The 11,813-nt window shown below is 46.6% G+C and carries 10 protein-coding genes, 1 rRNA gene and 1 riboswitch; of the genes, 2 read left to right on the top strand and 9 right to left on the bottom strand.

Annotated features, from left to right (window positions below; all coding sequences use genetic code 11):
- Positions 1 to 205: 205 nt before the first annotated feature.
- The 7 genes from purB to ACFTRD_RS30760 all read right to left on the bottom strand — a co-directional run bounded on the left by purB (position 206) and on the right by ACFTRD_RS30760 (position 7,141).
- On the bottom strand, positions 206 to 1,504 hold the full coding sequence (purB, locus tag ACFTRD_RS30730; protein WP_179261724.1) for an adenylosuccinate lyase: 1,299 nt from the start codon (positions 1,502 to 1,504) through the stop codon (positions 206 to 208).
- On the bottom strand, positions 1,501 to 2,709 hold the full coding sequence (gene purK / locus ACFTRD_RS30735; RefSeq protein WP_379386639.1) for a 5-(carboxyamino)imidazole ribonucleotide synthase: 1,209 nt from the start codon (positions 2,707 to 2,709) through the stop codon (positions 1,501 to 1,503). Before purK ends, purB begins: the two co-directional genes overlap by 4 nt.
- Complete coding sequence (gene purE / locus ACFTRD_RS30740) at positions 2,706 to 3,191, bottom strand: 5-(carboxyamino)imidazole ribonucleotide mutase (protein ID WP_192263211.1); 486 nt, start codon at positions 3,189 to 3,191, stop codon at positions 2,706 to 2,708. The genes purK and purE overlap by 4 nt, the downstream gene beginning before the upstream one ends.
- A gap of 192 nt (positions 3,192 to 3,383) precedes the next feature.
- Positions 3,384 to 3,485, bottom strand: a riboswitch (purine riboswitch).
- A 271-nt stretch (positions 3,486 to 3,756) separates the two neighbouring features.
- On the bottom strand, positions 3,757 to 4,191 hold the full coding sequence (locus tag ACFTRD_RS30745; RefSeq protein ID WP_192263209.1) for a universal stress protein: 435 nt from the start codon (positions 4,189 to 4,191) through the stop codon (positions 3,757 to 3,759).
- A 208-nt stretch (positions 4,192 to 4,399) separates the two neighbouring features.
- On the bottom strand, positions 4,400 to 4,663 hold the full coding sequence (locus tag ACFTRD_RS30750; RefSeq protein ID WP_063568208.1) for a DUF1294 domain-containing protein: 264 nt from the start codon (positions 4,661 to 4,663) through the stop codon (positions 4,400 to 4,402).
- Positions 4,664 to 4,792: 129 nt separating this feature from the next.
- Positions 4,793 to 4,930, bottom strand: coding sequence for a hypothetical protein (locus ACFTRD_RS30755; RefSeq protein WP_167666131.1), 138 nt, complete (start codon positions 4,928 to 4,930; stop codon positions 4,793 to 4,795).
- An 81-nt stretch (positions 4,931 to 5,011) separates the two neighbouring features.
- Positions 5,012 to 7,141: a DNA topoisomerase III gene (locus tag ACFTRD_RS30760; RefSeq protein WP_379386643.1), complete on the bottom strand. Its 2,130-nt coding sequence runs from the start codon at positions 7,139 to 7,141 to the stop codon at positions 5,012 to 5,014.
- A 361-nt stretch (positions 7,142 to 7,502) separates the two neighbouring features.
- On the opposite strand from ACFTRD_RS30760, the gene ACFTRD_RS30765 reads away from it, so the two are divergent.
- Entirely contained in the window at positions 7,503 to 9,437 is a 1,935-nt protein-coding gene (locus tag ACFTRD_RS30765) for an amidase family protein (protein WP_379386645.1), read from the top strand.
- Between the two features lie 239 nt (positions 9,438 to 9,676).
- On the opposite strand, the gene ACFTRD_RS30770 is transcribed toward ACFTRD_RS30765, so the two are convergent.
- Positions 9,677 to 10,672 carry a ketoacyl-ACP synthase III gene (locus ACFTRD_RS30770; RefSeq protein WP_379386647.1) on the bottom strand — a complete coding sequence of 332 codons (996 nt, stop codon included), beginning with the start codon at positions 10,670 to 10,672 and terminating at the stop codon, positions 9,677 to 9,679.
- Positions 10,673 to 10,969: 297 nt separating this feature from the next.
- On the opposite strand from ACFTRD_RS30770, the gene ACFTRD_RS30775 reads away from it, so the two are divergent.
- Positions 10,970 to 11,512 carry an NADPH-dependent FMN reductase gene (locus ACFTRD_RS30775; RefSeq protein WP_379386649.1) on the top strand — a complete coding sequence of 181 codons (543 nt, stop codon included), beginning with the start codon at positions 10,970 to 10,972 and terminating at the stop codon, positions 11,510 to 11,512.
- A gap of 208 nt (positions 11,513 to 11,720) precedes the next feature.
- Here ACFTRD_RS30775 and rrf read toward each other — a convergent pair.
- A 5S ribosomal RNA gene (rrf, locus tag ACFTRD_RS30780) occupies positions 11,721 to 11,813 on the bottom strand; the annotation flags it as partial.

Here is an 11,813-nt window from a genome sequence, read left to right on the forward strand (position 1 = left end):
AACAGAACCGCGATGGTGCACATTTCACTCCGACGACAGAACAATCTTCCGATCGCTGTTATCCCCAGATTTTTTTGATTCCACTTTTGCAAAGTGAAAATCCGGGGATAAAGGCGAACGCATTCGCTTCTTCAGCTTATTTCTGTCCTCTGCGATCCCTGCAAATCCATCATTCTGTTCTTCTAGCCTTATGAGAGTATTTATATTAGTCGTTCAAACCAAGTTTCTTGAAGATCGTATCCACATGCTTCAGGTGCCACGATGGGTTGAACGCATCTGCGATTTCCTCTTCGCTCAGCACTTCAGTGATTTCCGGTGTGGATTTCACGATATCCTGGAACTGGCGTTGTTCTTCCCATGCCTGCATCGCACGTGGTTGAACCGTATCGTAAGCCTGCTCACGGCTGAAACCTTTGTCGATCAGCTTCGTCATGACGCGACCGGAGAACGGTACACCGAAGGTACGCTCCATATTGCGTTTCATATTTTCAGGGAACACGGTCAAGTTCTTCACGATGTTACCGAAACGGTTCAGCATGTAGTTCAGCAGCATCGTTGCATCCGGCAGGATGATACGCTCTACGGAAGAGTGCGAGATATCGCGCTCGTGCCACAGCGTCACATTCTCGTATGCCGATACCATATGTCCGCGAATGACGCGGGATAGACCGGAGATGTTTTCACTGCCGATGGGGTTACGTTTGTGCGGCATTGCAGAAGATCCTTTTTGACCTTTCGCAAATGCTTCTTCCACTTCACGGAATTCACTCTTTTGAAGTGCACGTACTTCTGTAGCAAACTTGTCCAAAGATGTGGCGATCAATGCCAGGGTTGCCATGTATTCGGCGTGACGGTCACGCTGCAGCGTTTGGGTCGAGATTGGTGCAGGTTTCGTGCCCAGCTTCTCGCAGACAAACTCTTCAACAAACGGATCGATGTTCGCGTACGTTCCTACTGCGCCTGAGATTTTTCCGTATTGTACGTTGTCTGCTGCATGACGGAAACGCTCCAAATTCCGTTTCATCTCTTCATGCCACAACGCCATTTTCAGTCCAAATGTTGTTGGCTCCGCATGTACCCCGTGCGTACGTCCCATCATTGGTGTGTGCTGATAGGTCAGTGCTTTTTCACGAAGAATTTCAATGAAATTCACGATATCCTTTTCCAGAATCTCATTCGCTTGACGCAGTACATAACCCAGAGCCGTATCCACGACATCTGTGGAAGTCAGTCCGTAATGTACCCATTTCCGCTCTGCACCCAAACTTTCAGATACCGTACGTGTAAATGCGATAACGTCATGACGTGTCTCCTGTTCAATCTCGTAAATGCGGTCAATATCAAAAGAAGCGTTCTGACGAAGCAATGCTGCTTCTTCTTTAGGGATCACACCGAGTTCGGCCCACGCCTCACATGCACAAATCTCAACCTCCAGCCATGACTTGAATTTGTTCTCCTCAGTCCAGATGGCTCTCATTTCGGGTCTGCTATAACGTTCGATCATGAATTTGTATTCCTCCAAAGATTAGTTTGTTCAATCCATTGTAAACCTTCTTCTACATCCTGACAGAGCAGATTGACATGCCCCATCTTACGTCCTGTCTTCGCTTCGGTTTTACCATATATATGAAGCTTGGGAATCACACCGAGTTCCAGTGCTTCCGCGTCAGCCTGACCCGTTCTGGCAATAATACCTTCCAGATGTTCTCCAAGCACATTAACCATAACAACCGGACTCAATAATGAAGTATCTCCAAGCGGTAATCCGCAAATCGCACGAATATGCTGTTCAAATTGTGATGTGGCACAGGCCTCCATTGTATAGTGACCCGAATTATGCGGCCTTGGTGCCAGCTCATTCACATACAGTCTTCCATCTGCCGCAACAAACAGTTCCACCGCCAGCAATCCAACGGCTTGCATCGATTTCGCCACGGCTGCTGCCAGTTTCTGCGCTTCAATCTGCACTTCCGTAGCCACTCTCGCTGGGACAATCGAGGCATGCAAAATGTTATTCACATGAATGTTCTCCGCAGGCGGGAATGTCTTAATCTCCCCATTGGTGCTCCGTGCAACGACAACCGAGATTTCGCAGTCAAACTTGATGAATTGCTCCAACACCAGTTCAGCACCGGTAGCTGCGAGTTCTTCATAAGCGGCTAACGCCTGATCCGCTTCCCGAATGACCCGTTGGCCCTTACCGTCGTAACCTCCGGTCACTGTCTTCAGTACACAAGGAACCCCAAGTTCGCTTACGGCTGCTTGCATCGTATCCTTACTCGTAATTTCTCGATAGGGGGCTACGCGCACACCTGCTGCTTCAATGGCTCGTTTCTCACGCAAACGGTGCTGAGTCGTGTACAATAATGAACTTCCTTGAGGCACGTAGGATTCCCGCTCCAGCAATGCAGCAACATCTGCATCTACATTCTCGAACTCATACGTGATTACATCACATTGCCGGGCCAGTTCGAGCGCTGCCTTCTCGTCGTCATATCCAGCTTCAATCTGGTCGGCAATTTGTCCACAGGGTGCATCTGCTGCCGGATCAAGCGTAACAAACCGATAACCCATCGCTGTCCCGGCTAATGTCAGCATGCGTCCCAGCTGCCCGCCCCCGAGAACGCCGATGGTTGTTTTCCCTGGAAGCAAGACATGTTCTGATTCGCCTGCCGATCCAGATAGAGCCCTTGTATGTGTATTATTCATATTTCGTCACTGCTTTCGAGCACTTCTTGTTTAATACGCTCTCTGCGAGCTTCACTACGACGTTGGACATCCTGGTCAAAAGCACCGATGATCTGAGCTGCCAGCAATCCTGCATTCGTTGCACCTGCTTTGCCAATCGCTACAGTTGCGACGGGAATTCCACCAGGCATCTGAACAATGGACAACAAGGAATCGAGACCGTTCAACGCCTTGGACTGCACAGGAACTCCAATGACCGGAAGCATCGTTTTGGAAGCAACCATGCCGGGCAAATGTGCTGCCCCGCCCGCACCTGCAATGATAACCTTGAATCCGCGGCCAATCGCTTGCTCCGCATATTCAAACATCAAATCCGGTGTGCGATGCGCAGATACGACCTTCTTCTCATATCCAATCTCGAGCTCGTCCAGCACCTCACACGCATGCTTCATCGTTTCCCAATCTGACTTGCTGCCCATAATTACAGCGACCTGCAATGACATGTATAATCCAACTCCCGTCTGAGCTTTTTTGATTTCATCGTATCTTGTTTCATTCCATTTCCTTATGAAATGAAAAAATCCGCTACCCTCGAAAACATCACATTTTCTTCGGACACCGGACTCCAAGAAATACGTATCCCGCATTTGGGCATGCCAAAAGTGGGCTTGCTGTCCGCATCTGTATTCATGCGACTCTCAGCCGTATCTCCTCGTAGTCCGGAAATTTACGGTTCCCGGGTAGATACTTCCGGGCCCTATTCCCGGCGTTATACGAGCAAATATCTATTTCAAACCATCTTATTCATTCTATTCCATCTTCTACACACTTCGCTCTTACTCGACCTTATTTTCATCTGATCGACACATCTAACATTTTAACAATCCCCTACAGCTAATGTCAACTTAAAGACGAACATTTAACATATTGACAAATATAATGTTCGGGAATAACGAACATTATAGAGGTAGTCCATCCAATTTAAGCCAAAAAAGAAAGCCGACTTCTCTTCAATCCATCGAAGACAGCCGGCTTCCTGCTTATTTTTGTAATCATTTTTTTCTACTTTTATTTCACGATAAGAACAGGAACCTGAGCATGCTGCACCACGTTATGACTGACGCTGCCCAATACAAATTCACGAATTCCCCCGAGACCGCGGCTACCAATGATTATGATGTCCGATCCGTTTTCTTTGGCATAATCCAGAAGAACCTCGGCAGCAGCACCCTGAATCAAATCGACGTTCGCTGTAACTCCCGCAGCCTGAACCCGCTCTTTCGCTTCATCTGTGGTTTGAACTGCCAGATTATAATAGTCATTATTGATTGATGGTGGCAAAGGTGCCAATCCTTCTCCAATGAATACACGTGGGAAATCAAAGGCATGAATAATATCCAGTACAGCGTTCGGGGAAACTTTGGCTAGCTCAATCGCACGATCAAGTGCTTTATTTGAAGCTTTTGAACCGTCGTAAGCAACCAGTATTTTGGAGAATAACATGAAAATCCCGTCCCTTCCTTTATATGTAGAACTCTCGAAGCAAGCTTCGGTCTGACATAAAATAAATTAAAATATAATACAAAAATTCATGTAACTCCTTAAACATGCCTTGACCCAAGTGAACCATTCGTACGGAAATAATTACACAGTACTACGAGTAATTCACAAGAATTACCACAAATTATTAACATCCATTTATTCCGTCATCTTATTGCAGAAAATAACCATAGATTACCGCATTCAGAAACAACAACAACGGAATGCCAATCGTGAAGCTGGGATGTTTTGTTTTGTGACGTTTACGATACATTGCAATCCACACTCCTAAAGCTCCACCGATGAAGGCAAGCAGAAAGAGCGTTCGTTCGGGTGTACGGTCACGACGGCGTTGCGCACGCTTCTTGTCATCTGACATGACCAGGTAACCTACTACGTTGATAAATAAGAACCACAGTATCAATCCGGTTTGCATATCCTTTTAGCGGTCCCCCTATCCCGGGACATCTCCCTGTACCTCCATTATAGTCCTCTGAAGGAACATGATCAACGCGAGAAGGGAACCGCAAAGATATTTAGAAACAATGAAGCCCGAATATTGATCCTATGACTCCTGTTTAGGAATACCATTCAGGCTGGGTACTCTTTTAGCTGCCTTATCGGGACGTACAGCGATACTTTCTTCCTGAATACTGTCTTTGTTCTGCTGATTATGAATCTTCTCTGGTTTGTTATGTGGCATCTGCGTATCACCTCCTAGGCTTACGTTGCCTGAAAAAGGAGAATCTTATACGACCATCACCACTTGTGTTCTTCTAAGGACTTATTCTCCCTTCTTCTCCATGGCTGCCTTCAGCAACTCTCCCAGATTGGAACCGATCGACTCCTGCTTCGCATATTGTTTAACCAGCTTTTGCTGATCGCGTTTATTCACATGCTGTTTGTCTTTATCTAATGTTTCCGTTATGCCGCAAGGCAGACACTGCACGTATAACCCTGCCTTACCCTCTTTTATCTCCATCTTTTTGTGACACTGTGCACAGCGACGGTTGGATAATCTTTTCTCTGCCGAACGACGATATCCGCAATCCTCTGTAGGACACACGAGGAACTTGCCGCGTTTACCCTTCTTCTCCAGCAAGCGGGCATTACAATCCGGACAATGACTATTGGATACATTATGCGGCTTGTACTCGGCTTTGCTTCCTTTTACCGTAGATACAAGCTCTTTCGCCATCAAGCGTATACTCTCCAGGAAAGGCTCAGGCTTCCCTTGTCCACGTGCGATGCGCTCCAGTTCAGCTTCCCAACGGGCTGTTAGCTCCGGGGTACGCAGCTGAGGGGCAGCAAGTTCAAACAACTGCTTCCCTTTTCCTGTTGGATGCATGCTGTTGCCTTGACGATCAATGGTGTCGGAACTGACCAGCTTCTCGATAATATCCGCACGTGTAGCCGGCGTACCCAATCCATGCTTGTCCATTTGGGAAAGTAATGCTGCTTCGGTATAACGTTTAGGCGGCATCGTCCGTCCACTTTTGATATGACACCGTTGAACGGTCACTGACTGTCCTTGCTTTACGTCTGGCAAAAGCGCACGCTCATGGTCTGATGGATCGTCAGCACGATCATCATCCTCATCGCTATAATCCCCGCCGTATACTTCTCGCCAGCCGCTTTCTTTTACCGTTGTGCCTTTCACATGGAAGGAATCATTGCCCACCTGAACTGTGATCGCCACAGAATCGTACTTCGCCGCCGGATAGAACAAGCTGATAAAACGACGTACGATGAGGTCATAGAGCTTACGCTCCTCTGGATTCAACTGATTAAGGAGAACTGTCTGTTCTGTTGGAATGATCGCGTGGTGATCCGTCACTTTGCTGTCATCCACGATACGTTTGGTAATATTCAGATTTTTACGCAACAACGGACGAGCCAGCGACGCATAAGGGCCAATCGCTACACTCTCCAAGCGCTCTTTCAATGTACCTGTCATATCCGAAGTCAGGTAACGGCTGTCTGTACGCGGATAGGTTACCAGCTTGTGCTGTTCGTAAAGTCGTTGCAGCACATTCGAAGTTTGCTTGGCAGAAAAACCGTATTTCCGGTTGGCATCCCGTTGTAATTCCGTCAAGTCATAAGCCAGCGGATGCGGCTCAACTTTCTCGCTTTTTTTCACTTGGGCAATTGTGCCCTTACGGCCATCTACTCGTTTTTTTAATTCTTGTGTCTCCTGCGGATTGAAAATGCGTGAATCACCGCCTGCAGCCCGCCATACCGCCTGAAAACCGCCCAAATCTGCCGTTAACGTCTCATACTCCTGCGAGCGGAAACCGTTGATCTCATTTTCCCTATCCATAATCATGCCAAGTGTAGGAGTCTGTACCCGTCCAGCTGACAATTGTGCATTAAATCGGACCGTCAATGCACGGGTTACGTTAAGCCCGATCATCCAATCCGCTTCTGCCCGGCAGCGTGCCGATTCATATAGACGATCAAACTGGCTGCCTGGCTTCAGCGATGCAAACCCATCCTTGATTGCCTTGTCCGTCTGGGATGATATCCACAGCCGTTTGAACGGCTTTTTCCACTGCGCCATCTGCATAATCCACCGAGCCAGCAATTCTCCCTCTCGCGCTGCATCCGTTGCAATGACCAGTTCACCAACATCCTGACGTTTCATCAGCTGCTGTACCGCTTTGTATTGGTGGTTTGTCTCCTTGAGCACCTTCAGTTTGGTACGATCGGGCAGAATCGGCAAATCCTCCAGATTCCACGTTGCATACTTCTTGTCATAATCCTCTGGCTCAGCCAATCCAACCAAATGTCCAAGCGCCCAGGTCACGATATATTTTGGGCCTTCCATATAGCTTTTATGTTTATCACGCGCGCCCATCACTCTGGCTATTTCGCGTGCTACAGATGGTTTTTCTGCGAGTACCAATGTTTTCACTTTATCTCTTCCTCTCTTCTTCAAGCCTATGACTCTTCTCTTCCTGATCAGCTCATCTTCTCATTATAACATTTCACGGTAAAGCTTTGCTGCTTCCTCTCTCGTTACTCGCTTCTTATGTATCTTTCTATCAAATTAATGTTAGATAATATAACACAATAATCTTCGACAATTTTCTTCTATGCATGAGATACGTAGGATTTGGCAGGAAAAACATTGAAAAGACAAGCTGTATACGTTTTCATGGATAAATACGAGCATTGTAAGAATACCTTACATCTACTTAAAATGTGACAAAAGCATCTATATCAGAATCTGCTAGCACACACATCATTGATACACAGGAAGGGAGCGTGGATGCATGACTTATCATGGATCTGTATTGAAAAAAGGTGGGGCTTTGTTACTTGCTGGAGCAGTTGTTGCCACAACATGGGGAGGAACGGTTCCCTCAGCGTCAGCTGCAGTAGCAACGCCTTCGAGCAAAACTACGGTTGCAGCCGTAACAACTGGTAAGGCGCCTGTCACCGCAACGGCATTTGTTCAAGCTATGAAGGAAGCGGCTACACTTGCAGGTGTTCCTTTTTCCATGGACAAGCTTTCCGGCACAACGGTACAGCGTAAAGACGCTGCTGTAGCCCTGCAAACCTGGCTGAAGCTGGAGTCCACACCAGAGTCGTTCACGGATATTCCGGATCAGGCGAGCTTTGCCGGAGCCGTTGGTGCCCTGAACACCGCTGGGTTGATGAAAGGATATACCGACACCCTCTTCCTTCCTAATGCAGTACTTACCCAAAATGATGTCGCCATACTGAAAGACCGCATTTATAACTACATAAAGCCATTTGTTCTGGAGGAAGCAAGCATCATGGATATCCAGGCTGCCATGACGCAAGGAAAGCTGACATCCAAAGAACTCGTGCAGAAGTATCTGGATCGGATTGAAAAATACGATGATCAGGGTGTGAGTATTAACGCAGTCCTGACGTTGAATCCGGATGCACTTCAAATCGCTGAAGCTTTGGATGAGGAACGTGCTGCTCAAGGCGCCCGTGGGCCTCTACATGGTATTCCGGTTTTGGTCAAAGATAACTTTGATACAAACGATATGCCTACAACCGCAGGTTGTATCTGTTTGAAAGATTCTGTACCTGCTCACGATGCCGAGCAAGTGAAGAAGCTCAAAGCAGCCGGTGCCATTATTTTGGGCAAAACAAACCTGCATGAATTCGCATTTGGCATTACCACTTCCAGCTCACTGGGTGGACAAACACTGAACCCTTACGCGCTGGATCACTATCCAGGCGGTTCAAGTGGGGGTACAGGTGCCGCCATCGCTTCAAACTTTGCAGCTGCAGGCATGGGTACAGACACGGGCGGATCGATCCGCATCCCATCCAGCTTCAACAGCCTCGTGGGTATTCGTCCAACGATCGGACTGTCCAGCCGTGAAGGAATTATCCCTCTCGCATTGACACAGGATGTAGGCGGCCCTATGGCTCGTACCGTGAGTGATGCTGCAATTATGCTGGATGCTACAGCCGGTTATGACAAAAACGATGTCGCTACAGCCTATGCCGTAGGCAAAATCCCTTCCAGTTATACAGACTTTCTGGATGTAAATGGACTGAAAGGTGCACGGATCGGTGTGGCCACCGAACTCATTCCAAATACCAAAGCTGAAGAAAAAGCCGTCGCTGACGTGATTAACAACGCTGTAGAAGAACTCAAATCTCTGGGAGCTACAGCAGTTCCGATCAGCATTCCCAATCTGGCGGAAATCAACAAATATCCGAGCTTGAGTGGATACGAGTTCAAATTCCAACTGAATGACTACCTGGAATCCCTTGGTGACAAGGCCCCTTATCACAGCTTGTCGGAGATTATTGCTTCCGGGCAGTTCGACAAGTCACAAGAACAGTCGATGAAGACTCGTGATGCGCGGGAAACGCTGGAAACTACAGAATACAAGGACATTGTATTGAAACGCACAAAAGTTACACGTGAGTCCTTGCTGAAAGTTATGGCAGATAACCACCTGGATGCCATCATTTATCCAACATCCACACAAGCTGCTGGTGTTATTGGCGAGGGGCAGAACTCCGGCGGGAACAACCGTTTGAGTCCATTCTCAGGCTTCCCGGCCATTACAGTTCCTGCCGGTTTTACTACAGACGGTTTGCCTGTAGGTATGGAATTCCTGGGCCGTGCCTTTGATGAAGGAACTTTGATCAAGCTGGCTTACAGCTATGAGCAAGGGACTCATCACCGCCATGCCCCTAAGCTCACACCATAAATTTTTAATCAGGTTAATTAGACTTGGATTAGAATAATCTAAGCAATTTATGCTAAATATCCGGCACGATGGGAATTGCGTGGTAGCAATCAGCATAATATTGCTATCGAAGTTACACACAACTTGTGTCCAATCGTTCTGCAAACAAAAAAGCACACCCACTTCATGCGTTCATGAATAGGGGTGTACTTTTTTTGTGATTAACTCAAATCACTATGAGAAGATATGCATTCGGTTTTTTAATTGGTATCTGGCACGCTCCATCTAAGCACCAGACCAGCATACGTCAGGCCACCGCCAAAGCCAAATAGAGCTACGCTTTGCCCTTCTTTCAACTTCCCTTCATCTACTGCAAGCTGTAGAGCAAGCGGAATGGACGCCGCCGAGGTATTTCCCCGATATTCCACACTAGTTAAAGTACGTTCCAACGGAATAGGGCCACGTTCACAAACAGCTTCAATCATTCTAAGATTAGCACTATGGGGTACAAACCAATCGATCTGCTCCGGTTTCATCCCTGCTTTGGTTATAAGTCCACCCAATTGTTCCGGAATCATGCGTACTGCCCACTTATAGATCTCTCTGCCATTCTGGACAAGGCATCCCTCACCCTGCAGAGGAACGCCATTCATCTCCGAAGATAGACCGCTCTTATAGAGATGAATACCTCCTTCTCCACTTGTACCTGAGATGGCTGCCATAAAATCGCCTTTCTCAGCAGATCTTTCTACCAAAAATGCACCTGCCCCGTCCCCGAACAATACACATGTCGTACGGTCTGTATAATCGGTAATTTTGGACAACGTCTCTGCTCCAATAACCAACACTTTATGATACATACCACTGCTTACCAAACTGTCAGCCAGCTGCAATCCATACGTAAACCCTGCACATGCTGCATTCAAATCAAGGACTCCCGTATGTGGGATCTTGAGATTGGCCTGGACTCTGGATGCTGTGCTCGGAAAAGAATATTCAGGTGTGCTGGTAGCCACCAAAATCATATCCACATCTTCTACGCTAACATGATAGCGACGCATCATATCTTCTACAGCCCTTGTGGCCAGATCAGATACAAATTGATCAGCAGCTGCAATCCTCCGTTCTCTCATTCCTGTACGCTGTACAATCCATTCATCACTCGTGTCGACCAGCTTCTCCAAATCAGCATTACTTAATATTCGATCCGGTACATACGTACCCATTGCCGTAATTGTTGCCTTTGATTGATTCATACCGGTAGTCACCTCGTTTGTTTTTTATCATTATAGCACTAAGTATTAGTACTTGGTACTAATTTTTTTAAATATTTATGGTCATTTTTTATCTGCAGTTATTTATAGTGCCCTTTAACATACCTATTACCCAGAGCCATGCAAAGAATAATATGCATTTTTGATGAAGAAATGTGGCTATTCCCTGAGAAACATGAAGAATACCTTAATTAAATCCGTTTTTTATAGACAGTCTACTCCTAGAGGAGGAAAATAATTAAATCGCCTACATTACTAAAGAATAGAGATGATGTTACATTGAAGAAAGAATTAAATATTCTTGCGATTTCCGGGAGTCTGCGCAATCAGTCCTCCAATACGTTACTAATGCATGCCATAATTAAGCTGGCTCCTCCTAACCTTAAGTTTGACGTATACAATGGATTAAACGATCTACCGCATTTTAACCCTGACCTCGATGTCCAGGAAGGTCCTGAGTCCGTGCAAAATTTGAGAGCCCAACTCAAGCATTCGGACGGAGTACTGATCTGCACGCCGGAGTATGGAAACGGAGTTCCCGGAGCCTTAAAAAATGCATTAGATTGGATTGTATCTTCTGGAGAATGGCTTAATAAACCCACCGTTGCCATCGCTGCTTCTCCAAGCCCCATGGGCGGTGACAAAGCCCACGCCTCACTATTGCTGACGTTAAACATGATTAATGCCCGAGTCTTACATGAAGCCTCACTAACCATTCCTCATATTACATTGAAAATGAATAAACAAGGAGTCATCATAGATTCGGAAACCCAGCATGCATTGCAGAACTCCCTTATAAGTCTAGGGGATGCTTGCAATTAATGAATGGATAGATAGATAGATAGATAGATAGTGGATGCTTAGTTCGATGTACTATAAAGAAATGAACAACCTTAGAAGGTTTGACATATTCACATATATTGAACTAAAAAAACAGCCCGGTGAATATCCAGGGCTGTTAAGGTTTATATATGTTATTTCTTATAAACAAATAAAAACCACCACCGAATAACATCGGCAGTGGTTCTTTGCTTGGCGGCGTCCTACTCTCCCAGGACCCTGCGGTCCAAGTACCATCGGCGCTAGAGGGCTTAACGGTCGTGTTCGGGATGGGTACGTGTGG

Source organism: Paenibacillus sp. NPDC056933 (assembly GCF_042674385.1).
GTDB lineage: Bacteria > Bacillota > Bacilli > Paenibacillales > Paenibacillaceae > Paenibacillus.